Source organism: Methylobacterium oryzae (genome assembly GCF_036441375.1).
Classification (GTDB): Bacteria; Pseudomonadota; Alphaproteobacteria; order Rhizobiales; family Beijerinckiaceae; genus Methylobacterium; species Methylobacterium oryzae_A.
Genome location: NZ_MLCA01000010.1, coordinates 300,205 through 325,838, shown reverse-complemented (window position 1 = coordinate 325,838; position 25,634 = coordinate 300,205). Strand labels below are relative to the sequence as shown.

30 protein-coding genes are annotated in these 25,634 nt (G+C 70.4%); 13 read left to right on the top strand and 17 right to left on the bottom strand.

Going from position 1 to position 25,634, the window contains the following annotated elements; genetic code table 11:
* Positions 1-146 precede the first annotated feature (146 nt).
* Positions 147-1,427 carry an NAD(P)/FAD-dependent oxidoreductase gene (locus tag MOTC310_RS19895; RefSeq protein WP_331303044.1) on the top strand — a complete coding sequence of 427 codons (1,281 nt, stop codon included), beginning with the start codon at positions 147-149 and terminating at the stop codon, positions 1,425-1,427.
* A 66-nt stretch (positions 1,428-1,493) separates the two neighbouring features.
* On the opposite strand, the gene MOTC310_RS19890 is transcribed toward MOTC310_RS19895, so the two are convergent.
* Together MOTC310_RS19890 and MOTC310_RS19885 are read right to left on the bottom strand one after the other, a co-directional pair.
* Entirely contained in the window at positions 1,494-2,363 is an 870-nt protein-coding gene (locus MOTC310_RS19890) for a formate/nitrite transporter family protein (protein WP_331303043.1), read from the bottom strand.
* Positions 2,364-2,406: 43 nt separating this feature from the next.
* A complete protein-coding gene (locus MOTC310_RS19885; RefSeq protein WP_331303042.1) occupies positions 2,407-3,147 on the bottom strand; it encodes a competence/damage-inducible protein A in 741 nt (246 codons plus the stop codon).
* A 77-nt stretch (positions 3,148-3,224) separates the two neighbouring features.
* Between MOTC310_RS19885 and sfsA the strand changes: the two genes are divergently transcribed.
* Positions 3,225-3,938 (top strand): DNA/RNA nuclease SfsA, encoded by a 714-nt coding sequence (gene sfsA / locus MOTC310_RS19880; protein WP_331303041.1) that lies wholly within the window; start codon positions 3,225-3,227, stop codon positions 3,936-3,938.
* Here sfsA and MOTC310_RS19875 read toward each other — a convergent pair.
* Positions 3,925-4,767, bottom strand: coding sequence for an FkbM family methyltransferase (locus tag MOTC310_RS19875; RefSeq protein ID WP_331303040.1), 843 nt, complete (start codon positions 4,765-4,767; stop codon positions 3,925-3,927). The genes sfsA and MOTC310_RS19875 overlap by 14 nt on opposite strands.
* A gap of 116 nt (positions 4,768-4,883) precedes the next feature.
* On the opposite strand from MOTC310_RS19875, the gene MOTC310_RS19870 reads away from it, so the two are divergent.
* On the top strand, positions 4,884-5,648 hold the full coding sequence (locus tag MOTC310_RS19870; protein WP_331290042.1) for an alpha/beta fold hydrolase: 765 nt from the start codon (positions 4,884-4,886) through the stop codon (positions 5,646-5,648).
* A gap of 4 nt (positions 5,649-5,652) precedes the next feature.
* Here the strand turns inward: MOTC310_RS19870 and MOTC310_RS19865 are convergent, their stop codons facing one another.
* From MOTC310_RS19865 to MOTC310_RS19810, 12 genes are all read right to left on the bottom strand, one after another.
* Positions 5,653-6,414: an ABC transporter permease gene (locus MOTC310_RS19865; protein WP_331290304.1), complete on the bottom strand. Its 762-nt coding sequence runs from the start codon at positions 6,412-6,414 to the stop codon at positions 5,653-5,655.
* Positions 6,415-6,428: 14 nt separating this feature from the next.
* Positions 6,429-7,364, bottom strand: coding sequence for an ABC transporter ATP-binding protein (locus MOTC310_RS19860; RefSeq protein WP_331290306.1), 936 nt, complete (start codon positions 7,362-7,364; stop codon positions 6,429-6,431).
* Between the two features lie 172 nt (positions 7,365-7,536).
* Positions 7,537-7,878 carry a hypothetical protein gene (locus MOTC310_RS19855; protein ID WP_331290043.1) on the bottom strand — a complete coding sequence of 114 codons (342 nt, stop codon included), beginning with the start codon at positions 7,876-7,878 and terminating at the stop codon, positions 7,537-7,539.
* Positions 7,879-8,062: 184 nt separating this feature from the next.
* The gene (locus MOTC310_RS19850) at positions 8,063-8,389 is read right to left on the bottom strand and encodes a hypothetical protein (RefSeq protein ID WP_331290044.1); all 327 of its coding nucleotides are present in this window, start codon (positions 8,387-8,389) and stop codon (positions 8,063-8,065) included.
* A gap of 300 nt (positions 8,390-8,689) precedes the next feature.
* A complete protein-coding gene (locus MOTC310_RS19845) occupies positions 8,690-9,022 on the bottom strand; it encodes a hypothetical protein (protein ID WP_331303039.1) in 333 nt (110 codons plus the stop codon).
* Between the two features lie 246 nt (positions 9,023-9,268).
* Positions 9,269-9,652, bottom strand: coding sequence for an SUF system Fe-S cluster assembly protein (locus MOTC310_RS19840; protein ID WP_331290046.1), 384 nt, complete (start codon positions 9,650-9,652; stop codon positions 9,269-9,271).
* Positions 9,653-9,702: 50 nt separating this feature from the next.
* Entirely contained in the window at positions 9,703-10,947 is a 1,245-nt protein-coding gene (locus MOTC310_RS19835) for a cysteine desulfurase (protein WP_331303038.1), read from the bottom strand.
* Between the two features lie 203 nt (positions 10,948-11,150).
* Positions 11,151-12,473 carry a SufB/SufD family protein gene (locus MOTC310_RS19830; RefSeq protein ID WP_331303037.1) on the bottom strand — a complete coding sequence of 441 codons (1,323 nt, stop codon included), beginning with the start codon at positions 12,471-12,473 and terminating at the stop codon, positions 11,151-11,153.
* Between the two features lie 3 nt (positions 12,474-12,476).
* A complete protein-coding gene (gene sufC / locus MOTC310_RS19825) occupies positions 12,477-13,229 on the bottom strand; it encodes a Fe-S cluster assembly ATPase SufC (protein WP_091779740.1) in 753 nt (250 codons plus the stop codon).
* 15 nt (positions 13,230-13,244) lie between these two features.
* Positions 13,245-13,484, bottom strand: coding sequence for a hypothetical protein (locus tag MOTC310_RS19820; protein WP_020093413.1), 240 nt, complete (start codon positions 13,482-13,484; stop codon positions 13,245-13,247).
* Between the two features lie 25 nt (positions 13,485-13,509).
* Positions 13,510-14,979 carry a Fe-S cluster assembly protein SufB gene (gene sufB, locus MOTC310_RS19815; RefSeq protein WP_010686944.1) on the bottom strand — a complete coding sequence of 490 codons (1,470 nt, stop codon included), beginning with the start codon at positions 14,977-14,979 and terminating at the stop codon, positions 13,510-13,512.
* Positions 14,980-15,047: 68 nt separating this feature from the next.
* Positions 15,048-16,217 (bottom strand): cysteine desulfurase family protein, encoded by a 1,170-nt coding sequence (locus MOTC310_RS19810; RefSeq protein WP_331303036.1) that lies wholly within the window; start codon positions 16,215-16,217, stop codon positions 15,048-15,050.
* Positions 16,218-16,490: 273 nt separating this feature from the next.
* Between MOTC310_RS19810 and MOTC310_RS19805 the strand changes: the two genes are divergently transcribed.
* The 3 genes from MOTC310_RS19805 to MOTC310_RS19795 all read left to right on the top strand — a co-directional run bounded on the left by MOTC310_RS19805 (position 16,491) and on the right by MOTC310_RS19795 (position 18,968).
* On the top strand, positions 16,491-17,147 hold the full coding sequence (locus tag MOTC310_RS19805; RefSeq protein WP_010686946.1) for an alpha/beta hydrolase: 657 nt from the start codon (positions 16,491-16,493) through the stop codon (positions 17,145-17,147).
* 83 nt (positions 17,148-17,230) lie between these two features.
* Positions 17,231-17,617 carry a response regulator gene (locus MOTC310_RS19800; RefSeq protein ID WP_331290053.1) on the top strand — a complete coding sequence of 129 codons (387 nt, stop codon included), beginning with the start codon at positions 17,231-17,233 and terminating at the stop codon, positions 17,615-17,617.
* Between the two features lie 58 nt (positions 17,618-17,675).
* Entirely contained in the window at positions 17,676-18,968 is a 1,293-nt protein-coding gene (locus tag MOTC310_RS19795; protein ID WP_331303035.1) for an O-acetylhomoserine aminocarboxypropyltransferase/cysteine synthase family protein, read from the top strand.
* 292 nt (positions 18,969-19,260) lie between these two features.
* Here the strand turns inward: MOTC310_RS19795 and MOTC310_RS19790 are convergent, their stop codons facing one another.
* Positions 19,261-20,430, bottom strand: a complete 1,170-nt coding sequence (locus MOTC310_RS19790) for an acetyl-CoA acetyltransferase (RefSeq protein WP_331303034.1) — start codon at positions 20,428-20,430, stop codon at positions 19,261-19,263.
* Between the two features lie 198 nt (positions 20,431-20,628).
* Positions 20,629-21,198 carry an NUDIX hydrolase gene (locus tag MOTC310_RS19785; protein WP_331303033.1) on the bottom strand — a complete coding sequence of 190 codons (570 nt, stop codon included), beginning with the start codon at positions 21,196-21,198 and terminating at the stop codon, positions 20,629-20,631.
* A gap of 129 nt (positions 21,199-21,327) precedes the next feature.
* Between MOTC310_RS19785 and MOTC310_RS19780 the strand changes: the two genes are divergently transcribed.
* The 7 genes from MOTC310_RS19780 to MOTC310_RS19750 are packed head-to-tail and all read left to right on the top strand — an operon-like array spanning position 21,328 to position 25,566.
* Positions 21,328-21,849: a hypothetical protein gene (locus MOTC310_RS19780; protein ID WP_331303032.1), complete on the top strand. Its 522-nt coding sequence runs from the start codon at positions 21,328-21,330 to the stop codon at positions 21,847-21,849.
* Complete coding sequence (locus MOTC310_RS19775) at positions 21,846-22,097, top strand: monovalent cation/H+ antiporter complex subunit F (RefSeq protein WP_331303031.1); 252 nt, start codon at positions 21,846-21,848, stop codon at positions 22,095-22,097. The genes MOTC310_RS19780 and MOTC310_RS19775 overlap by 4 nt, the downstream gene beginning before the upstream one ends.
* On the top strand, positions 22,094-22,378 hold the full coding sequence (locus tag MOTC310_RS19770; RefSeq protein ID WP_331303030.1) for a monovalent cation/H(+) antiporter subunit G: 285 nt from the start codon (positions 22,094-22,096) through the stop codon (positions 22,376-22,378). The genes MOTC310_RS19775 and MOTC310_RS19770 overlap by 4 nt, the downstream gene beginning before the upstream one ends.
* On the top strand, positions 22,375-22,626 hold the full coding sequence (locus MOTC310_RS19765) for a Na(+)/H(+) antiporter subunit B (RefSeq protein ID WP_331290060.1): 252 nt from the start codon (positions 22,375-22,377) through the stop codon (positions 22,624-22,626). The genes MOTC310_RS19770 and MOTC310_RS19765 overlap by 4 nt, the downstream gene beginning before the upstream one ends.
* Positions 22,623-23,399, top strand: a complete 777-nt coding sequence (locus tag MOTC310_RS19760; RefSeq protein WP_331303029.1) for an MnhB domain-containing protein — start codon at positions 22,623-22,625, stop codon at positions 23,397-23,399. The genes MOTC310_RS19765 and MOTC310_RS19760 overlap by 4 nt, the downstream gene beginning before the upstream one ends.
* On the top strand, positions 23,396-23,815 hold the full coding sequence (locus MOTC310_RS19755) for a sodium:proton antiporter (protein WP_331303028.1): 420 nt from the start codon (positions 23,396-23,398) through the stop codon (positions 23,813-23,815). Before MOTC310_RS19760 ends, MOTC310_RS19755 begins: the two co-directional genes overlap by 4 nt.
* Entirely contained in the window at positions 23,812-25,566 is a 1,755-nt protein-coding gene (locus tag MOTC310_RS19750; RefSeq protein ID WP_331303027.1) for a complex I subunit 5 family protein, read from the top strand. The genes MOTC310_RS19755 and MOTC310_RS19750 overlap by 4 nt, the downstream gene beginning before the upstream one ends.
* The last annotated feature ends 68 nt before the right edge of the window (positions 25,567-25,634 follow it).

Genomic DNA, 25,634 nt, shown 5'->3' with positions numbered 1-25,634 from the left:
GACGCGACCCAGGCCAGCGCGAGAACTGGCGGTGCGGCGCCCGGATCCGCCCGCCGCGCTCGCGGGACGGGCCGCGCCCGCGCCGGCCGCGGCGAACATCGGCGCCCTGACCGGCGTTCCCCGGACCGTGGGACAGCGGAGACGTCATGGCGGATCGAGCGCGGATCGTGATCGTCGGGGGCGGCGTCGCCGGCATCGAGGTGGCCACCAGCCTCGGGCGCGGCGGCCGCGCCGACGTGACCCTGGCCGATCGCAGCCTCTCGCATGTCTGGAAGCCGATGCTGCACACCTTCGCGGCCGGAACGGCAAGGGCCGACCGGCAGAAGGTCGATTTCTTCGCCCAGGCGCGCCGCAACGGCTTCCGCTTCCAGCCCGGCGCCCTGGTCGGCATCGACCGGGAGGCCAGGCGCGCCCGGCTCGCCGTCGAGGCCGCGGAGGGGCGGCCCGCGGTCGAGATCGCCTACGACCTTCTCGTCCTCGCCGTCGGCAGCCGGGCCAACGATTTCGGCACCCCGGGCGTGGCCGAGCATTGCCTGACCATCGACGACCTGACCGAGGCCGAGCATTTCCACGCGCAGCTCCGGTGCCACCTGCTGGCCCGGCTCGATGGCGGTGGTCTTCTGGAGATCGCCATCGTGGGCGGCGGTGCCACCGGGGTCGAGCTCGCCGCCGAATTGAAGCACGCCATCAACCTCCTCGCGGCCTACGGCTCGCCCGACCTGCCGGGGCGCCTGCGCCTGACGCTGATCGAGAGCGGTCCGCGTCTGTTGCCGGCGTTTCCCGAGAAGGTGTCCCGGGCCGCCGGCCGCACCCTGTCGGACCTCGCCGTGGAGGTCCGGACCGGCGCGCTGGTGACGGCGGCGGACGCGGACGGCTTCATCCTCAAGGATGGCAGTCGCATCCCGGCCGGGCTGAAGGTCTGGGCCGCCGGCGTGAAGGCGCCGGACGTGCTCGCCGGCCTGGACGGGCTGGAACGCTCGCGGACCGGGCAGCTCGTCGTCCGCCCGGACCTGCGCACGACCCGGGATTCGTCCATCATCGCCCTCGGCGACTGTGCCAGCCTCACCGATCCGCGAACCGGGAAGCCCGTTCCGGCAACCGCCCAGGCCGCCCGCCAGCAGGCCCAGCATCTCGCGCGCCATCTCGGCCGCGCCCTGGCCCGCGGGGACATGCCGGCCGCGGATCTGCCGCCGTTCCACTACGTCGAGAAGGGCGCGATCGTGTCGCTGGCGGATTTCAACGGCTGGGGGACCCTCGGCCGCTACACGTTCGGCGGCGGGCGCCTGAACGGACTCTCGGCGCGGCTGACGCACGACCTTCTGTACCGGCAGCACCAGATCGGACTCTACGGGCCGCTGCGCGGAACGATGACCTGGGTGCTCGACGATCTCGACCACCTGATCAGCCCGCCGGTGCGGCTCGACTGACGCGGCCGGCGCGGGACCGTCTGGCCTCGGGTCGCGCGGTGCCGCCGCCGATCCGCGTCCGCGGCCTCAATCCGGCCGTTCGCCCTCCACCGCCTTGGTCTCCTCGACCTCGGGGGCGACCTGTCCGTAGTTCAGCACCGCCACCAGCGTCACGCCGCCGAAGGTGTTGCCCAGGAGGGTCGGCAGGAAGAACTTCAACGCGTAATCGTGCAGCGACGCGGCGCCCGTGACCACGAGGTAGAAGGCCTCGACGGATCCGGCGACGATGTGGGCGAGGCTGCAGAGCGCCACCAGCCACGTCATCAGGAGGATCACGAACGGCGCCGCGCCGGCGGTCGCCGGCAGGAACCAGACCATCAGGGCGATCATCCATCCGGCGAAGACGGCCTTGATGAACGTCACCCAGAAGTCGTGCGCGACGGCGTCGTGGCTGATCTCCGCGAAGGCCTTGAGGACCGGCGCCTCGAAGGCGCCCGAATAGGCCAGCAACGCCGCGATCGCGAGCGTTCCCAGGATGTTGCCCGACAGCACGATCGTCCAGAGCCTGGCGACGCGGAGCGCCGTCTTCACCGAGCGGTCGTGCAGCAGCGGCAGGACCGGCGTGATCGTGTTCTCGGTGAAGAGCTGCTGGCGCCCGAGGACGACGACCAGGAACCCGACCGCGTAGCCCATCGAGCTGACGATCTTGGCCCAGTCGGTCTCGGGCAGGTGGCTCCGCAGGACGCCCGGCACGATCAGCGACAGGGCGATGCTGAGACCGGCCGCGAAGGCCGAGAGGAACAGCGCGAGGCCGTGGCGCCGCAGCTCCTCGTCGCCCTCGAGCCGGATGACCTCGTGCAGGACGTAGGCATCGGGCCGCCCGATCTCGGAGACCTCCTTCAGCAGCTCGTCCCGGCGCGCCTCGGGATCGGCCCGCTTGTCCTTGTCCCGCACCATCCGACAGCTCCGCTACGCAACCCGATCGATCGGATGGGACAAGTCAGGCCGAGAGCCGCGCCAGCAGCGCCTCGACGGCGCTGCGCGCCTCGGCGAGCGCGTCGGGATCCCGGCTGCGCACGACGATCCGGTTTCGGAACCCCTCGGGGGTGATCGCCGGATAGGAGCCGATCGAGACGGAGTGGCGCGTCTTCGCGATCTCGCCGAGGCCGCCCGCGTAGGTGCCCTCCGGCAGGCCGGCCGCCTCGATCGTCTCGGACAGCATCGCGGCGCCGCCCTTCAGCGTCGGGGCGACCGAGTCCAGCATGGCCTGCATGATGCTGGGTACGCCGGCCATCACGTGGACGTTGCCGATGCGGAAGCCCGGCGCCTTCGAGACGGGGTTGGCGATCAGGTCGGCCCCGAACGGGATCCGCGCCATGCGCAGGCGGGCCTCGTTGAGATCCTCGGGCTTGTGCCGCTCCAGCAGCATCGCGCGGGCCCGCTCGTCGACGTCGATGCCGACCCCGAAGGCTTCGGCCACGCAATCGGCCGTGATGTCGTCGTGGGTGGGGCCGATCCCGCCGGTGGTGAACAGGTAGGTGTAGCGGGTGCGCAGGGCGTTGACCGCCTCGACGATCATGGCGGCCTCGTCGGGCACGATCCGGACCTCGCGCAGGTCGATGCCGGCGGCGGTGAGGAAGTCGGCGATCGTGCCGATGTTCTTGTCCTTGGTGCGACCCGAGAGGATCTCGTCGCCGATGACGAGGATCGCGGCGGTGACGGATTCGGAAGGCTGGTTCATGGAACTCTGGCGTCGGGCGGGTCCTGCAGGCAGATAGCGCAACCGCAGCCCGCGACTACGTGAACCCCGAGGAACCCATGCAGTTCGCCGCGCCGCTCGTGCCGGGTCGGCTCGTGCAGCGCTACAAGCGCTTCCTCGCCGATATCGACACCGATGACGGCCGTGTCACCGTCCACTGCCCCAATCCCGGTGCCATGCTCGGGCTGAAAACGCCGGGCGCCCGCGTGCTGCTGTCGCGCTCGACCAATCCCGCGCGCAAGCTGCCGCTCACCTGGGAGCTGGTCGAGGCCGACCTCCCCGGCGGGGCGCAGTGGGTCGGGATCAACACGATGCGACCGAACGCGCTCGTGGCCGAGGCCTTCCGGACCGGGGCGATCGCGGCGCTCGCCGGCCACGGCACGCTGAGGCCCGAGGTGCGCTACGCCGCGGCCAGCCGGGTCGATTTCCTCGCGAGCGGCGCCCCGGCCGGACCCTGCCACGTCGAGGTCAAGAACTGTCACCTGATGCGGCGGGCCGGCCTGGCCGAGTTTCCGGACTGCACGGCCGCCCGCAGTGCCCGGCACATGCGCGATCTGGCGCAGGTCGTGGCCGATGGCGGCCGGGCGCTGGTGATCATCGTCGTGCAGATGCGGGCCGAGGCCTTCGATATCGCCCGGGACATCGATCCCGCCTTCGACCGTGCGTTCCGGGAGGCGCGCGCCGCGGGCGTGGCGGTCCGTGCCTACCGCTGCGCCGTCGCGCCGGAGGGCGTCGCCATCGCCGAGGAGATTCCGGTGATCACGCCGCCCTGACGGCGCCGCGCTCGAACATCAGGTTCAGCCGCGAGCGCGCGATCTCGCGATAGCCGTGCTTCGCCAGGTGCTGCAGCAGGTCGAGCTGCCACTGGCCCGTGCCGTTCTCGATCAGCAGGATCCGCGGCAGGAGCGCGTCCGGCGCCTCGCGCAGGAACGGCTCCAGGATCAGGTCCTCGGCGCCCTCGACGTCGAGCTTGATGGCGTCGACCCGGCTCAGATCCTCGCTGCGCAGGAGGTCGAGGAGGGTCACCGCCGGCACGGTGATCCGCGCGCCCTCGTTGGTGCCGACGATGCGCAGGCTCGATTCGCCGCGGTTGCGCGGATCGATGAACAGGGTCAGCTCGCCGGCCTTGTCGGCCACCGCGCAGGCGACCGCCTTCACGGTGTGGAACGGGTTCTGGGCGATGTTGTAGGTCAGGCGGTCGAACACGTCGGGCTGCGGCTCGACCGCGACGATCCGCGCGCCCGGGCCCGCGGACGCGGCCACGCAGAGCGCGTAGGCGCCCACATTGGCGCCGATGTCGAGGAAGACGCAGTCCTGCGGCAGGCGCTCCCGGAGCAGCGCCCGCTCCTCCGGATCGAAGAACTGCGGGGTGAAGAGCACCTTCTTCTCGCAGTTGTTGTTGTACGGGTGCAGCCGCATCCGCGCGCCGTAACGGGTCACGTCGAGGGGCTTGCCCCCGAGCCGCGCGATCGCGATCCGGCGCAGGAACAGCGCGAGGCGCCGCCCGTACCAGGACTCGGCCGGGATCCGGTTCGTGCGGCGGGTGATCGCCGCCACGAGACCGGACGGTTCATAGGTGCCGTAGGGCTGCGTGTCCGTCATGACCGGGGCGGTTTGCCAGCCGGCGCCGCGACCCGCAAGCGGGCCGAGCCGCGTTGCTCCTTCGCGCCCGGGTGGTCTAAGCCGTGGCCGAGCTTGATGAACACAGGTTGCGCGGCATGGAGTCCTTCAATTCCGACGGCGTCCGGATCGCCTATATCGACGTGCCGCCGGCGGACGGTCCGGGCAAGCCGATCCTGCTGATCCACGGCTTCGCGTCGAACCACGCGGTCAACTGGGTCAACACGCAGTGGGTGAAGGCCCTGACCCAGGCCGGCTACCGCGCGATCGCGCTGGACAACCGCGGCCACGGCGAGAGCGAGAAGCTCTACGATCCGGCCGCCTACAGCTCCGAGGCGATGGCCGGCGACGCGATCCGGCTCCTCGACCATCTCGGCATCGCGCGCGCCCATGTCATGGGCTACTCCATGGGCGGGCGGATCACCGCCCACATCGCGCTGGATCACGGGGATCGGGTGCGCTCGGCCCTGATCGGCGGCCTCGGGATGCACCTGATCGAGGGCAAGGGCCTGCCCTCCGGCATTGCCGAGGCCCTGGAGGCGCCCGCCGGGACGCCCGCGCCCAACCCGACGGCGGCGGCCTTCCGGATGTTCGCCGAGCAGACCCGGAGCGACCTGCGGGCGCTGGCCGCCTGCATGCGCGGCTCGCGCCAGACGCTCAGCCGGGGCGAGCTCGCGCAGATCGAGGTGCCGGTCCTGGTCTCGGTCGGGACCCTCGACACGGTCGCGGGCTCGGGCCCGGGCCTCGCCGCCCTGATCCCGGACGCCCGCGCCCTCGAGATCGAGGGCAAGGACCACTCCACGGCGGTCGGCGCCAAGCCGCACCGGGACGGCGTGCTGGCCTTCCTGGCCGCGCAGCCCTGAGGCCTCAGCTCTTCAGCCGGTAGCCCGTGCGGAAGATGTAGGTCACGAGGCCGAGGCAGATCACCAGGAACAGCGCGGTCATGCCGAGGCTGATCGCGATGTTCACGTCCGCCTTGCCGAAGAACGCCCAGCGGAAGCCGCTGATCAGGTACACGACCGGGTTCAGCAGGCTCACCGCGTGCCAGAACGGCGGCAGCATGCCGATCGCGTAGAAGCTGCCGCCCAGGAAGGTGAGCGGGGTCACCACCAGGAGCGGCACCAGCTGCAGCTTCTCGAACCCGTCCGCCCACAGGCCGATCACGAAGCCGAACAGGCTGAAGGTCACGGCGGTGAGCAGCAGGAAGCCGATCATCCAGAGCGGGTGGTCGATGCGCAGCGGCACGAACAGCGCCGAGGTCGCCAGGATGATCAGGCCGATCAGGATCGACTTGGAGGCCGCCGCCCCGACGAAGCCCAGCACCACCTCCAGCGGCGAGATCGGCGCCGACAGGATCTCGTAGATCGTCCCGGCGAAGCGCGGGAAGTAGATGCCGAACGAGGCGTTCGAGATGCTCTGCGTCAGCAGCGACAGCATGATCAGGCCGGGGACGATGAACAGCCCGTAGGGCACGCCGTCGACCGCCGAGACCCGGGAGCCGATCGCCGCGCCGAAGACCACGAAATACAGGGTGGTCGAGATGACCGGGGCCAGGATGCTCTGCCCGGCGGTGCGCCAGAAGCGGCCCATCTCGAACAGGTAGATGGCCCGGATGGCCGGCCAGTTCATGCGGAACGCCGCGCTCATGCCTGTGCCCCCTCCTCGCGCACGAGGCCCACGAAGATGTCCTCCAGCGAACTCTGTTCGGTGTGGAGGTCCTTGAAGCGGATGCCCGCGGCCGACAGGCCGGTCAGAAGCCCGGTGATGCCGGTGCGCTCGGCACGGGTGTCGTAGGTGTAGACCAGCTCGCTCCCCTCCCCGGCGAGCGCCAGGCCGTAATCGGCGAGTTCCGGCGGCACCGCGGCGATCGGCTGCTGGAGATGCAGGGTCAGCTGCTTGCGCCCGAGCTTGCGCATCAGCGCGGCCTTCTCCTCCACCAGGATGATCTCGCCCCGGCGGATCACGCCGATGCGGTCGGCCATCTCCTCGGCCTCCTCGATGTAGTGGGTGGTGAGGATGACGGTGACGCCCTGCTGGCGCAGATCGCGCACGAGACGCCACATGTCCTGGCGCAGTTCCACGTCGACGCCCGCCGTGGGTTCGTCCAGGAACAGCACCCGGGGCTCGTGCGACAGCGCCTTGGCGATGAGCACCCGGCGCTTCATGCCGCCCGACAGCGTCATGAGCCGGCTGTCGCGCTTGTCCCAGAGGGACAGCGCCCGGAGGATCCGCTCGATATGCCCGGGATCCGGTCGCAGCCCGAACAAGCCGCGGGAGAAGCTCACGGTGTTCAGCACCGTCTCGAACGCGTCGGTGGTGAGTTCCTGCGGGACGAGCCCGATCGTGCGGCGCGCGGCACGGTAATCCGCCACGATATCGTGGCCGTCGACATGAACGGTCCCCGAACTCGCGGTGACGATGCCGCAGACGATGTTGATGAGCGTCGACTTGCCCGCCCCGTTCGGACCGAGCAGCGCGAAGATCTCCCCGCGCTCGATGGCGAGGTCGATGTCGCGCAGGGCGGTGAAGCCGGACGTGTAGGTCTTCGACAGCTTCGAGATGGAGATGATCGGCATCAGGGCCTGGAGCGAGCGGGGGCATGCACGGGGCCGGCAGCCACGATCCCGGCGCCGGAACCGCGGTGGGCCGACCGTGCGAAACGCCTTCGGTGGCGGGCGCCCCTATAGCACGCTGCCTTCCCGGCGCTGACCGATCCTGTGTGTGCCACCGCACCGCGAGGACGGTCGCCGCTCACGTGCGGCTGTAGCGCTCCGCCAGCGCCAGGCACTCCTTGCGGAGATCCGGATCGTCGATGCGCGAGAAGGCCGTCAGCAGAGCGGCGCATTCCGCGGCGCTCGGACCGCGGGCCACCGAAGACCCCGTCCGTCTCCGGAAGGTGGTGACCGGGATGTTCAGCGCGTCGGCGATCTGGCGCAGCAGCATTTCCCGCTCGTGTGCAGATTTCGCCGTACCGTCGAGATCGAATCCACCCGCGTCCGTCATGATCTCTTCGAAACCAATCCTTCGGTCGAGCCCGGATCCACGAGATGAGCAGCAGACGCCATTCGCGCGGTGCGCGGCACGACCATTCACACTTTCTCCGCCGGTGCAACCTACCGTTATGGTTTCGCCCCGGCACGGCCGCTTCACGCGCAGCCCTATGAAAGCGGGCCGGCGGGGAGATATTGTGACGCTCATCTGCAATCGACAGAGTCGGCGCAGCCTCCGTGCTGAATTACCGTGGAGAAATACAATTGCCGGTGGCGAGGTTCCGGCGCTATGTCGCTCGCCGAAGCGTGATCCAGGCGGCCAGCCCGACAAGGGCCGTGGCGCCGAGGATCCGGCGCCAGGGATTCACGCCGCGCACGAGCTCGTCGACCGCCCACCATGTCAGTGCGACGTCGGCCCCGAAGGATAGCGAGGAGGTCGGCAGCCAGGAGGCCAGCTTTGCCCTGTCCTGCGCCAGCCAGGCCGCGAGGCTGAGGCCTGCGAACAGCCAGAGCGGCAGGTTCGGCCACTGCGCGACGGTGATCGCGCCGGTGGTCCGGTCGCGAAACATCCAATCGACTGCCCGCCCGAAGGCCGTGTGCGGCGGTGGCGACATGGCTCGAACCTTCGTGAGTTCCGACCGGCCCGCGCCGTGGCGCGTCGCCGGACCAGAATGAGCCGATTGCGGCGGAAGGCGCCTTAACACATCGGTAACGTTAGTAAACAGAAACCGTCGGTAAATCCCTAACGGAACCTGAAAGGACTCGCGAAAGTTTCGTTAATCGGGTGATTATCGGTCATCGGAGCGGCGGCCAATCAGCCGAACATCGAGGATCGATTATGAACGCGCGTCTCGAAGACCTGAAGTTCATGCTGACGCTCAGCGCCGTGGTCCTGTTCGGCAGCGGCCTCGACATCATCCTGCGCTGATCGCGCCGCTCAGCCCGGCCCGCGGCGCCGCGCCGCCGGTCATGAAGGCGCGTCCGAGCGCCGCGCGGGCCGCCGACGGACCGGCCGCCGAACCGTCGCCCCGGCCGGCTGTGTACGGAACAACGATCGCGCGCGAGGCGGCGTCCGCAGGACGGCGCATACCGGCGGTGTCGATGGTCGGGCTCTGCCCGGAACGAAGGAAGCTTCGCAAGTCCGCGGCCCGCGCCTGCCGCTCCGTCCGCATCTTGAGCACGGCGATCACGAGGCCGACCAGCCCGGCCGCCTCCAAGAACGCCGCGACCACGTAGCCCGCAGCCATCCGCTTCCACCAACCATATCGAGGGAGTGGCCGCGCTCGCGGCGGCCGCCCTCCGATCTGTCGGGTCATGGTTAGCGCGACCTTAACGGCTACGTAGATGGCCGCAGATCGCGCCGGGATCGACGCGCGACCCCGGCATCAAACACGCGGCGCAAGCTCCTCCCGTTGAACAACAATCGGGCGCCGCGCCACGCATGCGCCGCGCCCGGGAGCGTGTTCAGGAAGCCGTGAGGCTCGGCCGAGGCCCTACCACATGTCGAGGGCGACGCGGGCCTCGTCCGACATGCGGCTCTGGTCCCACGGCGGATCGAACACCATGGTCACCGCGCAGGACTGGACGCCCGGAACGGCGCTCACCGCGTTCTCGACCCAGCCGGGCATCTCGCCCGCCACCGGGCAGCCGGGCGCGGTGAGCGTCATGTCGATCGCGACGTTGCGGTCGTCGCCGATGTCGACCTTGTAGATCAGGCCGAGCTCGTAGATGTCGGCCGGGATCTCGGGATCGTAGACCGTCTTCAGCGCCGCGACGATGTCGTCGGTCAGGCGGTCGAGCTCCGCCTGCGGGATCGTCGAGTCGCCGGCGACGTCGGGGGCGTTCTTGCCGCCCGTGATGGTGGCGTCGGTGCTCATCGCTTCACTCTCCCCGGACCCGCGCGGGCGGATCCAGCCTCATCCCAGAATCAGGTGAACAGCATCTCTGCTCTGCCGAGCGCCTCGGCAAGGGCATCGATCTCGGCGGTGGTGTTGTAAAGCCCGAACGAGGCCCGGCAGGTCGAGGTGACGCCGAACCGCTTGAGCAGCGGCATCGCGCAGTGGGTCCCGGCCCGCACCGCCACGCCCTGCCGGTCGATCACCGTGGCGATGTCGTGGGCGTGCGCGCCCTTCATCTCGAAGGCGATCACGCCGCCCTTGCCCGGCGCGGTGCCGATCAGGCGCAGGGCGTTCATCGCGCCGAGCCGCTCCTGCGCGTAGGCGGTGAGCTTCGCCTCGTGGGCGGCGATCGCGTCGCGCCCGAGGGTCATCATGTACTCGAGCGCGGCGCCGAGACCGACCGCCTCGACGATGGCGGGGGTGCCGGCCTCGAACCGGTGGGGCGGATCGTTGTAGGTGATCGCGTCCTCGCTCACCGTCCGGATCATCTCGCCGCCGCCCTGGTAGGGCGGCAGGCGCTCCAGCCATTCCTTCTTGCCGTAGAGCACGCCGATCCCGGTTGGACCGTAGACCTTGTGGCCGGTGAAGACGAAGAAGTCGCAGTCGAGCGCCCGCACGTCGACCGGCTGGTGCACCGCGCTCTGGGCCCCGTCGAGCAGGACGGGCACGCCGTGGGCGTGGGCGATACGTACGATCTCGGCGGCCGGCGTCACCGTGCCGAGCACGTTCGACATGTGGGTGATCGCCACCATCTTGGTCCGCGGCGAGAACAGCTTCTCGTACTCCTCGACCAGGAAATTGCCCGCGTCGTCCACCGGGGCCCACTTGATCACGGCGCCCCGGCGCTCGCGCAGGAAGTGCCAGGGCACGATGTTGGAGTGGTGCTCCATGATCGAGAGGATGATCTCGTCCCCCTCCCCGATCAGGCCGGCCCAGCCCATCGACGAGGCCACGAGGTTGTAGGCCTCGGTGGCGTTGCGGGTGAAGATGATCTCGTCCGTCGAGGCGGCGTTGAGGAACTGGCGCGTGGTCTCCCGCGCGCCCTCGAAGCCCTCCGTGGCGGCGTTCGCCATGTAGTGCAGGCCGCGGTGGACGTTGGCGTAGCCGGTCTCCATGCAGGAGACCATCGCGTCGATCACCTGCCTGGGCTTCTGCGCCGAGGCGGCGTTGTCGAGGTAGACCAGCTTCTTGCCGTAGACCTGCTGCGCCAGGATCGGGAAATCCTTCCGGATCGCCTCGACGTCGTAGGCGGGGGTGAGGACGGGTGCGTTCATGGTCGCGACCTTCCGAAGACTTCGCCGATCCCGGGAACAGCCCTCATCCTGAGGTGCCGGAGCGAAGCGGAGGCCTCGAAGGAGGCCTCCAGCTAGCGTTGCGATCCCCGGATCCCGCCCGCAGGGCCCGCTGCCGCGGTGACCTCGGGACGGGATCAGGTCTCGAGAAGGACCGGTCCGCGGAGCGGAACCGGCCGGGACGATCAGCCGCGCGCCTGGAGCCAGGCCTCGATCTCGCCGATCAGCGCCGCGCGGGCGCCCTCGTGCGTGACCGCCTCCACGGCCTCGCCCACGAAGGCCTGCACGAGCAGGCTCTCGGCGGTCGCGCGCGGAAGGCCGCGGGCCATCAGGTAGAACAGCAGATCCTCGTCCGGGGCGCCGCAGGTGGCCCCGTGGCCGCAGGCCACGTCGTCGGCGAAGATCTCCAGCTCCGGCTTGTTCATCATCTGCCCCTCATCGGTGAGGAGGAGGCAGTCGGACTTCATCTTGCCGTCGGTCTGCTGCGCGGCCTGACGGACGATGATCTTGCCCTGGAACACGCCGGTGGCGTCGCCGTCGATGATCCACTTGAACTGCTCGCGGCCGACGCCGCCGACCGCGGCGTGATCGGCGAGCAGCGTCGAGTCGGCGAGCTGACCCTTGCGCAACATGGCGGCGCCGTTGACCACGACGTTGGTGTCCTCGCCGGCGACGTGGACGAAGATCTGGTGACGCGACAGCACCGCCCCGGTCACGAGGTTGACGGTCTCGACCTGACCCTCGGCCTCGACCTTCAGCGACAGCGTCGAGAGCGCGATGGTGGCGTCGCCCTCCGTGTTCAGGCGCGTGTGGCGGAAGGCGGCCTTCGGGCCGACCACCACGTCGAGGGCGTCGTTCGGCTGGCAGGTGAGCCCGTCCGGCCCCTCGTGGCTCTCCAGCAGGCCGAACTCCGCGCCCTCACCGATCTGAATCAGCACGCGGGTGGCCGTCGAGAACGGCGCGGCGCCGGCGCCGACGAAGCGCAGGTGCAGGGGCCGCGCCGGCTTCGCGCCGGGCGCCACCGTGATCAGCGCGCCGTCCGCCAGGAAAGCGGTGTTGAGCTGGTAGACCGGGTTCTCCCGAGCCTGCGCCACCGGGGCGAGCTGCTTCAGGTCGACATGCGCCTCGGTCAGCGCCTCCGCCATCGGGACGACCGTGACGCCCTCGGGGATTCGGTCGAGGTCCGACAGCTCGCGAACGAGATGGCCGTTCACGAAGGTGAGGCGCGCGGCCTCGATCCCCGAGAAGCCCTTCGCCCCGGCGACGGCCGCCCGGGCGACGTCGAGGCTCGGCGCCTCGGCCGGGGGCGCGGCCTCGGTGATGGCGGCGCGCAGGTCCGTGTACTTGAACGCCTCGACCCGCCGGCTCGGCAGGCCGGTCGCCTCGAAGAAGCGGAACGCCTCCTCGCGGGCGATCGCCTTCTCGCTGGCGAAGCTCTGGCGGGCCGACTCGAACAGCTTCGACAGGCCGGCCTCGGCGGGGGAGCGGAGGTTGGTGACGTCGGCCATGATTCAGGCGGCCTCGCTGGTGCGGTACTCGGCGTAGCCGGAGGCCTCGAGCTCGAGCGCGAGCTCCTTGCCGCCGGTCTTCACGATCTGGCCCTTCGACATGACGTGCACGGTGTCGGGCACGATGTGGTTGAGCAGCCGCTGGTAGTGGGTGATCACCAGGAACGAGCGGCCCTGGTCACGGAGCGCGTTCACGCCCTCCGAGACGATGCGCAGGGCGTCGATGTCGAGGCCGGAATCGGTCTCGTCGAGCACGCAGAACTTCGGCTGCAGCAGCGCCATCTGGAGGATCTCCATGCGCTTCTTCTCGCCGCCGGAGAAGCCGACGTTGAGGGCGCGCTTGAGCATCTCCTTGTTGATCTCGAGCTTGTCGGCCGCGCCGTTCACAGCGCGGATGAAGTCCGGGGTCGACAGCTCGGCCTCGCCGCGCGCCTTGCGCTGCGCGTTCAGGCAGGCCTTGAGGAAGGTCATGGTGCCGACGCCGGGGATCTCCAGCGGGTACTGGAAGGCCAGGAAGATGCCGGCCGCGGCGCGCTCGTCGGCGGCCATCTCCAGCACGTTCTGCCCGTCGAGCAGGATCTCGCCGTCGAGAACCTCGTAATCCTCCTTGCCGGCGATGACGTAGGAGAGGGTCGACTTGCCCGAGCCGTTCGGGCCCATGATCGCCGCGACCTCGCCGTCGTTCACGGTCAGGTTGAGGCCGTTCAGGATGCGGTTGTCCTCGATCTGCACGACGAGGTTCTTGATTTCCAGCATGTCAGTCCAAGTCCTTCAAAACCATTCGTCCCGCATCGCCCGCAGGAACGCGGCGCTCCCGGCCGGGTAGCCGGAGAGGTCGCCGATCACCGCGTCGATGCCGCACCGGGGACAGAGGGCGGTGCCCTCATCGGCGATCCAGCCCGCGATCTCGTCCGGCGCGAAAACCTCGAGGCAGAAGAAGCACCCGCACAGGACGCTGCTCCTGACCTCGTCGGCGTGCCGCGCGCTGTGCCGATGGGCCGCGCGCAGCACGCCGTCGTCGTATCTGCCCAGGCGGTCAGCCCACCGAGCCTTCCAGACTGATCGAGATCAGCTTCTGGGCCTCGACGGCGAACTCCATGGGCAGCTGCTGCAGCACGTCCCGGACGAAGCCGTTGACGATGAGCGCGGTCGCCTCCTCCTCGGAGAGGCCGCGCTGCTGGCAGTAGAACTTCTGCTCCTCGGAGATCTTCGAGGTGGTCGCCTCGTGCTCGAACACCGCCGAGGCGTTCTTCGACTCGATGTAGGGCACGGTGTGCGCGCCGCACTGGTCGCCGATCAGCAGGGAGTCGCAGTTCGTGAAGTTGCGCGCGCCCTTGGCCTTCCGGTGCGCCGAGACGAGGCCCCGGTAGGTGTTCTGCGAGCGACCCGCCGAGATGCCCTTCGAGATGATCCGGCTCGTCGTGTTCTTGCCGAGATGGATCATCTTGGTGCCGGAATCGACCTGCTGCATGCCGTTCGACACCGCGATTGAGTAGAACTCGCCGCGGGAATCGTCGCCGCGCAGGATGCAGGACGGGTACTTCCAGGTGATCGCCGAGCCGGTCTCGACCTGCGTCCACGAGATCTTCGAGCGGGCGCCGCGGCAGTCGCCGCGCTTCGTCACGAAGTTGTAGATGCCGCCCTTACCGTCGTTGTCGCCCGGGTACCAGTTCTGGACCGTCGAGTACTTGATCTCGGCATCGTCCAGGGCGACAAGCTCGACCACGGCCGCGTGGAGCTGGTTGTCGTCGCGCTTCGGGGCGGTGCAGCCCTCGAGATACGAGACGTAGGAGCCCTTGTCGGCGATGATCAGCGTGCGCTCGAACTGGCCGGTGTCGCGCTCGTTGATGCGGAAATAGGTCGACAGCTCCATCGGGCAGCGGACGCCCGGCGGGATGTAGACGAACGAGCCGTCCGAGAAGACGGCCGAGTTCAGCGTCGCGAAGAAGTTGTCGGTCACCGGCACGACCGAGCCGAGGTACTTCTGCACCAGCTCGGGGTGCTCGCGCACGGCCTCGGAGATCGGCATGAAGATCACGCCGGCCTTCTCGAGCTCCTTCTTGAAGGTGGTGGCGACCGAGACCGAGTCGAACACGGCGTCGACCGCGACGCGGCGCTCCGGCGCGATGCCTTCCAGCACCTCGACCTCGCGCAGCGGGATGCCGAGCTTCTCGTAGGTCTTCAGGATCTCGGGATCGATCTCATCGAGCGATTCCGGGCCCTGCCGCTTCGGGGCGGCGTAGTAGTAGATGTCGTTGTAGTCGACCTTGTCGTAGGAGACGCGGGCCCACTCCGGCTCCTTCATGGTCAGCCAGCGCCGGTAGGCGTCGAGGCGCCACTCCAGCAGCCACGCGGGCTCGTTCTTCTTGGCCGAGATGAAGCGGACGACGTCCTCGGAGATGCCCTTCTCGGACTTCTCCATCTCGATCGTGGTCTCGAACCCATACTTGTACTGGTCGAGGTCGATCGAGCGGACCCGATCAATGGTTTCCTGCACAGCAGGCATCAGCGTCTCCTAGGCATCTCCGGCGTCAAGGGCCGGGAAGCGTCTGTCGGAAAGCGGGGGTGCGGCGCTCAGGCCGCCTGGCCTCGCCGTCTATATAGGGTCTGCAAGACCCGTTCGAAGGCGTCGAGGAAGCATGCCACCTCCTCGTCCACCGTGTTCCAGCCGAGGCTGACGCGCAGCGCCCCCCCGGCGAGGTCGGGACCGACGCCCATCGCGGCGAGCGTCGCCGAGCGCGCGACCTTGCCCGAGGAGCAGGCCGAGCCGGACGACACCGCAACGCCGGCGAGGTCGAGGGCGATCAGGGTCGAGGGCGCGTCGAGCCCCGGGACCGAGAAACTCAGGGTGTTGGGCAGGCGCGGCGCGCCGGCGGCGAACACCACCGCGTCGGGCGCCATGGCGCGCACGCCGGCCTCGACCCGGTCGCGGAGCGCCGAGAGGCGCGCGGCCTCGGGGTCGAGCGCCTCGCGGGCGATCCGGGCGGCCTCGCCCATGCCGACGATCGCCGGCAGGCACTCGGTGCCGCAGCGCTGCCGCCGCTCCTGGCCGCCGCCGCGCAGGAACGCGTTCGCCAGAATGACATCCTCTGCCAGGACCAGCGCGCCGACACCCTTCGGCGCCGCGAATTTGTGGCCCGACAGGGTCAGGGCATCGAGCCCGAGGCGTGCCATGTCGAGGGGGATCTTGCCGGCCGCCTGCACCGCGTCGCTGTGAACCAGGGTCCGGCCGTGGGCCCGGGCCAGCCCGACGATCTCGGCCAGCGGCTGCACCGCGCCGGTCTCGTTGTTGGCGGCATGGACCGAGAGCAGCAGGCGCTCGCCCGTCAGCGCGACGAGACGTGCCTCTAGGGCAGCGAGGTCGACCACGCCGTCGGCCGTGACCGGCAGCGCCTCCGCGGCGGCCTCCGGGAACCCGTGGCCGGCCGCGACGCAGGGATGCTCCGTGGCCGAATGGAGAAGGCGCGTCGGTGCCGGCTCGCTGCGGCGACGCAGCGCGCCGGACAGGGCCGCGTTCGCCGCCTCGGTGCCGCCGCTGGTGAAGACGACTTGCTCGGGCCGGGCATTCACGAGGGCCGCGACCTGAGCGCGGGCCGCTTCCAGCGCGGCCCGGGCAGCCCGGCCTTCCGCGTGGATCGAGGACGGGTTCCCGGTGAGCGTGAGCGCGCGCGCGACCGACTCCGCGACGGCCGGCCGAACCGGGGCGGTGGCGTTGTAGTCGAGATAGGCCCGTGCCCGGCTCATCCGCGTTCCGTTAAGCCCTCTGCTGCGGCGCGTCACAATTCCTTGCCCGCGCCCCGGCTCGCCGTGCTAAGGCGCGCCGAGAAAATGAGATCCCGCCGACCCGGCACGGTCGGCGTGGCAGCCAACGCGGTGCTTCGGACGGGTTGTTTAGAACAGTTCTAATCGCCTAGAACTGTTCTAAGACTGCTTTTATGGTGCGCGCGCGACGAGTCAAGGCTGCTGCGCCGCCGGGCCGATAGCCCGGCGGGCGATCTCCGGAGCGAGAGACGAGCGATGCCCGAAGTGATCTTCACCGGCCCGGCCGGCCGCCTGGAAGGCCGTTACCAAGCCCCCAAGAAGCGCGGCGCACCGATCGCCATCATCCTGCACCCGCACCCCCAGTTCGGGGGTACGATGAACAACCAAATTGTGTACAACCTGTTTTACACCTTCGCCAATCGCGGCTTCGCGGCCCTGCGTTTCAACTTCCGCGGGGTCGGGCGCAGTCAGGGATCGTTCGACCACGGCTCGGGTGAGCTGTCGGACGCCGCGGCCGCCCTCGACTGGGTGCAGTCCGTCAACCCGGAGGCGAAGTCCTGCTGGATCGCGGGCGTCTCGTTCGGCTCCTGGATCGGCATGCAGCTCCTGATGCGCCGCCCGGAGATCGAGGGCTTCATCTCCATCGCCGCCATGGCGAACCGTTACGACTTCACCTTCCTGGCCCCCTGCCCTTCCTCCGGCCTGTTCGTGCACGGCTCGGAAGACCGGGTGGCGCCCGCCCGCGAGGTCATGCCGGTGATTGAGAAGGTGAAGACCCAGAAGGGCGTCATCATCGAGCACCAGATGGTCGAGGGCGCGAACCATTTCTTCGACGGGAAGGTCGAGGAACTGACCCAGACGGTCGACACCTACCTCGACAAGCGCCTCGGCAAGCGCGAGGAGGCGGCCTGAGCGATCCGGCCGCGCCTTGACGGGGAGAGCCCCGGAGGAATAGGGCGCGGACTTCGGAATTAGGACTCACCTTCGCAGGTCTGATGTCAGATAGCCCGTCCGACCAACCCGTGGTTCTCCTGGTGGAAGATGACGGCCTCCTGCTGATGGAGGCCTCGGACACCCTCGCGGATGCGGGCTTCACCGTCGTCGAGGCGACGCACGCCGACAAGGCGCTGAAGGTCCTGGAGAACCGCGACGACGTCGGCGTCCTGATGACCGATGTCGACATGCCGCAGGGGTCGATGGACGGATTCGCCCTGGCGCGCCTCGTGGCGCATCGCTGGCCGTCGATCCCCGTGCTGGTCGTGTCGGGCATGGGCACGCCCGGCCCCAACGACATGCCGGAGGGGGCCCGGTTCATCCCGAAGCCCTACGAGCCGACCACGCTGGTCCGGACCCTGCAGGCCTTCATCCACCGCGCGGCTTGACGCCCGGATCCGCTCGGGCTGACACCCGGTCCGGGCCCCGAACACCCGACCGAGAGCCATGACGGACCAGAACCGACCGCACCGCTTCGCGACCCGGGCCATCCATGCCGGCGCGGCGCCGGACCCCGCCACGGGCGCGCGGGTCCAGCCGATCTACTTCACCAACGGTTTCGTCTTCGACTCGACCGAGCAGGCCGCCGATATCTTCGCCGGACGCCGGACCGGCTTCTCCTACTCGCGCGGTTCCAACCCGACGGTCGCCGCGCTGGAGCGCCGCATCGCCGACCTGGAGGGCGCGAAGGCCGGGGTGGCGGTGTCCTCCGGGCAGTCGGCCATGCAGCTGGTTCTCATGACGCTGCTGAAGAGCGGCGACGCCTATGTCGCGTCCCCGCGCCTGTTCGGCGGGTCGCTCGGCCTGATGCGCCGCCTCGACGGGCGCTACGACCTGAAACCGCGCTTCGCGCGCGGCATGGCCCCGGAGGATTTCGAGGCGGCGATCACGCCGGACTGCCGGGCCATCTTCTGCGAATCGATCGTGAACCCCTGCGCGTCGGTGGTGGACCTCGACGGGATCGCCGCGGTGGCCCGCCGCCACAACCTGCCGCTCGTCGTCGACAACACCCTCGCCTCGCCGGCCCTGATCCGGCCGATCGAGCACGGCGCCGACATCGTCTGGCACTCCACCTCGAAGTTCCTGAGCGGCTCCGGCCAGACCATCGGCGGCGTGATCTGCGACGCCGGCCGCTTCGACTGGGCGAAGGCGGGCGGCTACAACCTGATCACCGAGCCCTGGCCGGACTACGACGGGCTGGTGCTCACCGAGGCCTTCCCGGAGACGCCGTTCGCCGCCGCCTGCCGGTTCTTCGGTCTGCGCGACCTCGGCCCCGGCCTGTCGCCGATGAACGCGTTCCTGACGCTCATGGGGATCGAGACCCTGCCGCTGCGCATGGAGCGGCACTGCGCCAACGCGCGGGCGGTGGCGGCCTTCCTGAAGGATCACCCGGCGGTCGCGTGGGTGAGCTACCCGATGCTGCCGGGCCAGCCCGGCGAGGCGCTCGCCCGTCGCTACACGCCGGACGGCCCGGGCTCGATCTTCACCTTCGCGCTGAAGGGCGGCGAGCCGGCGGCACTGGCGTTCATCGCCGGGCTGGAGCTGATCTCGCACCTGGTGAATATCGGCGAGATCAAGTCGCTGGCGATCCACCCGTCCTCGACCACGCACCGGCAGCTGCCGGAGCACGAGAAGGCCGCCGCGCAGGTGGGGCCCGAGACCGTCCGGCTCTCGATCGGGCTGGAGACCGAGGCCGACCTGATCGCCGATCTCAAGCAGGCCCTCGATCGGCTGGGCTGAGCGGGGCGACAGGCCCCCTCTCCCGTGCGGGAGAGGGTCGGGGGGAAGCGATGAGAGGGTTCAGGATCGCGTGCGCCACCGACGCGCCGACATCGCGCGCCATCCGGAAAGACCTGATCCCCCACCCTGTCCCTCTCCCGCCCGGGAGAGGGGCCCCGCGCTCAACCCTGAGCCGAGGTCACCGGACCCGCAGCTTGTTTCGACAACCCCGCAGGCGTTCGGGAAACGCTGGAGCCGACAGCGTTATCCTGCGACCGGCGAAGCGTGACGCCGGAACGCGCCCGGAATCGCCTCAGCGCCGCCGCTCCAGGATCGACACGTAGTTGGCCACCGCCGCGCCACCCATGTTGAAGATCCCGGCGAGTTCCGCCCCGGGCACCTGCATCTCGCCCGCCTCGCCCATGAGCTGGAGGCAGGCCATGACGTGCATCGACACGCCGGTGGCGCCGACCGGATGGCCCTTGGCCTTCAGGCCGCCGGACGGGTTGATCGGCAGCCGGCCGCCCTTCTCGGCCAGCCCCTCGCGCACCACGCGGTAGCCCTCGCCCGGCGCGGCGAGGCCCATCGCCTCGTACTCGATGAGCTCGGCGATGGTGAAACAGTCGTGGGTCTCCACGAAGGAAAGGTCCTCGTTGGCGATCCCGGCCTGGGCCCGCGCCTTCTCCCAGGCCATCCGCGCGCCCTTGAACTCCGCCGGGTCGCGGCGGGACAGGGGCAGGATGTCGTTGACGTGGGCCCGGGCCCGGAAGCCGATCGCCCGCTCCAGGCCCTCGGCCGTCTCGGCATCCGCCACCACCAGGGCCGCGGCGCCGTCCGAGATCAGCGAGCAGTCGGTGCGGCGCAGGGGCGCCGCCACGTAGGGGTTCTTCTCCGAGACCCGGTTGCAGAAGTCGAAGCCGAGATCCTTGCGCAGCTGCGCGTAGGGGTTGCCGACACCGTTGCGGTGGTTCTTGGCGGCGATGCGGGCCAGCTCCTCGCTGCGGTCGCCGTAGCGCTGGAAATAGCCCGCCGCGATCCGCCCGAACACGCCCGCGAAGCCGCCCTCGATGTCGGCCTCCTCCTTCCGGTATGAGGCGCCCAGCAGGATGTCGCCGGTCTCGGCGACGGTCTTGGCCGTCATCTTCTCGGCTCCGATCACCAGGGCGACGCGGCCGCGGCCGCTGTCGACGAAGTCGAGGGCCGCGTAGAGCGCCGCCGAGCCGGTGGCGCAGGCGTTCTCGAGGTGGGTCGCGGGGGCGTGGGCGAGGCCCGGCCGGTTCACCGCAACCAGCGAGCCCTCGAAGCCCTGCTTCGAGAAGCCGGTGTTTATCGAGCCCACGTAGATGCCGTCGACCTGCGAGTCCTCGACGCCGGCATGGGCCAGCGCGTCGCCCGAGACGCGGGCGATGAGCCCCTCGACATCGGGCTCCTCCAGCTTGCCGAAGGGGGTGTGGGCCCAGCCCACGATGCAGGCGCGCGTCATCCGGTGACCTCCCGAGTCCGACCGAGACGATGGGCCCGCCGCGGCCGGCGATCAAGACAGGACGCCGCTTCTTCGACGCGCCGAACCCGTCCGGCGCGGCCCGCCAGGACCGCGTTCAGCGCAGGTGGAAGGCGATCCACGCGACGCCGACGAGCACCAGCGCGGTCAGCAGCCCGCGGGCGAGCGCGGGGCGGCGTCTCACGGGACGAACAGCTCCGGATGGCGTGCGCGGAGCGCCAGGATCAGGGTGAGCGTCTTCAGGTCGGTGATCTCGGCGCGGTCGGCGCGGGCGGCGAGCTCGGCCAGCGGCATCTCGATCACCCGGATGTTCTCGTGCTCATCCTCGGCCCCGCCGCCAGCCTCGACGCGGTCCGCCCGGCCGTAGGGCGCGAGGTAGAGGTGGATCTTCTCGGTGGTCAGGCTGGCGCAGGAATAGGTGGCGCCGACGAACTCGAGCGCCCCCAGGCGCAGGCCCACCTCCTCCATCGCCTCCCGGCGGGCATTCTCCTCCGGGCTGCCGGCGTCGATCATCCCCGCCGGGGCTTCCAGCTGGACCTGCTCGCCGGCCGCGAACAGCGGCGGCACGCGCAGCTCGCGCACGAGCGTCGCGACCCTGCGCTCCGGGTCGTAGGGCAGGATCCCGACCGAGTTGCCGTGGTCCTCGATCTCGCGCTCGACGACGGCGCCGTCGGCGAGGCGCACCCGCGCGATTCCGAAGCGGCTCCAGCCCTCGTGGACGAAGCGGATCGTGAGGATCTCAGCTTTCATGGGCACTCCCACCCCTCATCGCCCTACACGGAACCGTGTCTCCGGGTTCCGGGAACGCCGACGCCCGCGGCCACGTTTGATCGGACATGCGCATGGTCACGCTTCCGCGGGGCGCGCCGGTCAGGATCGATGCGGGCAGGACCGATCAGCGGGATCAGGCAGCGTTCGAGGCGTGACGGCGCGGCGATCTGGGTCGTCCTCACCGTCACCTACATGGTCTTCGCCGGCTCGGTGAGCCTGAACGAGGGGCTGGCCGCCGTCGGGTGCGCCAGTCTCGGGACGCTCTGGTGGTGGAGCGTCGGGCGGCGCGGCGGGCTGCGCTTCCGCTTCGATCGGGAATCGCTGCGTCCGCTCGCTCCGGCCATCCTCGCCATGCCGCGCCAGACCGCCCGCGTCGGGCTGCACCTCCTGCGCGCCGTTCTCGGGCGCGCCGGCGGCGGCGCGACCCGCGAGCGGAGCGCCGCCGGCGGCGGCGCGACCCGCGAGCGGAGCGCCGCCGACCTCGCCTGGGCCACGCCGGACGGTGAGGCGGCGCCGGCCACGCGGGCCGTCGGGCTCCTGACCGCCTCCCTCGCCCCCGACAGCTACGTGCTCACCCTCGACCGCGTCCACGGAACGGTGGTGACGCACGGCCTGGAGGAGGCGCGATGAGCGTCTGGACCGCCGCCATCCTAGCGCTGCTGCCGCCGCTCGCCCTGGCCGCGGTCCTGGCGTGGCGGGGCCCGCCCGGCCAGCGTTTCGTAGCCTACCAGCTCGTCGGCAGCGTCACGGTCCTGATCCTGACGCTCATGGCGTTCGCCACCGACCAGGCGTCGATCACCGACCTCGCCCTCACCCTGGTCCTGCTCAACCTGCCCGGCACGATGCTGCTCGCGGTCTTCCTAGAGCGCTGGATATGAGCGTCGTGATCGGCTCGGTCCTGGCTGTCGCCGTGGCAGCCGCGTGGCTCGCGGCGCTCGCCCTCTGGCGTCTGCCCCGGGCGCTCGACCGCATGCACGCCGTCGCCTTCCTGAACGTCGCGGCCTCGATCTCCGTCACGGTGGCGGCCTTCCTGGCCGACGGCATCTCCGGGCGCTCCCTCAAGATCCTGGTGATGATGGTGGTGTTCCTCGGCTGGGCGGCGGTGCTGTCGCACGTGTCCGGCCGTGCCGTGCTGATGCGCGAGGGCCGCTCGGCATGACGGTGATCCTGCCGCTGCTCTTCCTCTTGACCGCTATCTCCGGCACCGCCGTGGTCCTCGTGCGCGATCCCGCGCGGCAGGTCTTCGCCATCGCGGTCAACGGGCTCGTCCTGGCGATCCTGTTCGACGCGCTCCAGGCCCCCGACGTGGCGCTCTCGGAGCTGGCAGTGGGCTCGGCGGCGGTGCCGCTCCTCTTCCTCGTGGCCCTGATGGCGGTGCGGACGCAGCCGCCCGAGGAGAAATCGTGAGCCCGCGCCTCCGCGTCGCGCTGCTGGTCCTCGCGGGCCTCGTCCTGCTTCCCGGCGCGGCGGAGGTGATCGCCGGGCTGCCGCCCTTCGGATCGACGATCGCCCAGTACGGCGCGCGCATCAACGCGATCACCCCGGAGGCCCGGCACGTCGCCAACATGGTCAGCGCGATCAACTTCGACCTGCGCGGCCTCGACACCCTCGGCGAGGAGTTCATGCTGCTCGCCGCCATCACCGGGACGGTGGTGCTGCTGCGCGGGCGGCGCGGCGAGGGCACGACCGGGCGCGCCATGCGCCGGCCCGGACGGGCCGTGATCCCGCGCTCGGAGGCGGTGGTGCTGGCCTGCCGGATCGCCGGCCCGCTCACCGCCCTGTTCGGCCTCTACGTCGTGCTGCACGCGACCGTCACGCCGGGCGGCGGCTTCCAGGGCGGCGTCATCCTCGCCTCCGGGACCCTGCTGATCTACCTCGGCGAGGGCTATGCCGGCTGGCGCGACGCCATCCGCAGCCACTGGCTCGACGCCCTGGAGGGCGGCGGCGCCTTGCTCTTCGCCCTGTGCGGGCTGGCGCCGATGCTGACCGGTGCCGCCTTCATGCAGAACATCCTGCCGCTCGGCACCTTCCGCGACCTGTTCTCGGGCGGCCTGATGCTCGTCGAGAATCTCGGCGTCGCCCTGGCGGTGACGGGCGGCTTCACGCAGCTCTTCCTGGAATTCATGGAGGAGACCCGCGAGGCCGACGCGCCCGAGGAGCCGGGGGAGGAATCCGCGTGAGTGCGGTCACCAGTTTTCTGCCCTACGCGGTCGCCGCGTGGCTGTTCGGGATCGGCCTCTACGGCATCGCCACGAGCCGCAACTTCATCCACCTCGTGGGGTGCCTCGGCGTCTGCCAGTCGGCGACCTACGTGCTCCTGCTCGGCCTCGGCTATCGCTGGGGCAGCATCGCGCCGATCTTCTACGACCACCCGCCGGGAACACCCGCCGTGGACCCGGTCATGCAGGCGCTGGTGCTCACCGACATCGTGGTCGGCGCGACGCTCACCGCCCTCCTCCTCGTCCTGACCATCCAGGCCTACAAGCGCGGCGGCAGCCTGGACCCGGAGAAGCTCCGGCCGATGCGCGCGGGCGGCAAGTCCGGGCGCGATGCGGGATCCAGCCGCGTGCGCGACTCGGAGCGGAACGCCGCGTGACCGCCTTCCCGGCCGCCCTCCTGCCCCTGCCCGTCGCCGTCCCGCTCGTGGTCTGCGCCGCGATGCTGGCGACCGCGCACGTCCTGCCCGGCCGCCTGCCCGACATCCTGGCGACGCTGGCGGCGCTCACCGTCGCGGTGCTCTGCGGCGTCATCGCCACACACGCCGCCGACGGGCCGCTGGTCTACTGGTTCGGCGGCTGGGAGCCGCGCGACGGCGTCCATCTCGGGATCGGCTTCTCGGTGGACGAGGCCAGCGGCTGGGTCGCGGCCTTCATCGGGCTGCTCTACGCCCTGACCTTCGTGTTCGCCTGGGGCTTCTTCGACCGCACCCACGGCCACTTCCACATCCTGATGCTGCTGTTCCTGGCCGCGATGGTCGGGTTCTGCTTCACCCGCGACATGTTCAACCTGTTCGTGTGGTTCGAGGTGATGAGCGTCGCCGCCTTCGCGCTGACCGCCTACCACTTGGCGGAATCGTCGCTCGCGGGGGCGATCAACTTCACGGTGATCAACAGCCTCGCGGGCTTCCTGATGCTCGGCGGCATCGGCCTGATCTACGCCCAGACCGGCACGCTCGACTTCGACGGCATCGCGGCCGCGGTGGCGCGGGGCGGCCGGGATCCGGTGGTGGCCGGGGCGTTCTGTCTCGTGGCGGCCGCCCTGATGATCAAGGGCGCGATCGTGCCGTTCCAGTTCTGGCTCGCCGACGCCCACGCGGTGGCGCCGAGCCCGGTCTCGGTAATCTTCTCCGGATCGATGGTGTCCCTCGGGCTCTTCGGCCTCGCGAAGGTGAGCGCCGTCGTGTTCGGCGGCTCCGATCAGGTCCAGCACGCCCTGCCGGGGCTCCTCATCGGCCTGGGCAGCTTCACCGCCCTCCTGGGCGGCTGGATGGCCCTGCTGCAGCGGCACCTGAAGCGGCTGCTCGCCTTCTCGACGATCTCCCATGCCGGGATCATGCTCACCGGTCTCGGCGCCCTCTCGGTCGACGGGACGGGCGGGATGCTGGTCTACGTGGTGGGCCACGGGCTGGTGAAGGGCGCCCTGTTCATGGTCGCCGGCATCCTGCTCGCCACCCAGGCCAGTGTCGACGAGATCGCCCTGCGCGGCCTCGGCCGGGAGATCCGGCCGGCCGGGGTCGCCATGGCTCTCGCCGGGCTGCTGCTCTGTGGCCTGCCCCTCGGCGTGCTCGACCAGGGCACGCGCCTCGTCCAGGGGGCGATGGCGCAGCAGGGGCACGGGCTCGCGCTGGCGGCCGGCGTCATCGGCGCGGCACTGACCGGCGCGGCGGTGCTGCGGGCGGCGGGCCGCATCTTCCTCGGGCTCGGGCCCGATCCCGGCGACGAGGCCGGAGCCCCCAGCGAGGACGAGCGCGAGAAGGCCAACCGGCCGCTGTGGCTGATGCTGGCGCCGTGCTGCGTCCTGCTCGCCCTCGATGTCGGACTGCCCGCGAGCGTCATCGAGCATGCCCTTCCCCGGGCGGTGTCGGCCTTCATGCACCGGCCGACCGTGGCTGCGCTGGCAGAGGGCCCCGGCTGGCTGCCCTGGGCCTCGGTCGCCGCCGCGCTGGCGGGGGCGGGCTACGGCCTGTTCCGCCGGCATCTTCCGGCGCAGGTGGTGCGGCCGCTCAGCGCCTCGCAGTCGGCGCCGACCCGGGCTCTGGAGGTCCTCCACAGCGGCCTGATCGGCGATTGCGCGACGTGGCTCGCCGTCGGCGTGGCGGTGATCGCGGCAGTGCTCGCCATGGCATGAGCGTGTGACGCGGCCCGCGAGCCGGATACAGGGGCTGCGGGCTCGAACCGGCGCGGGCCGTCGGGACG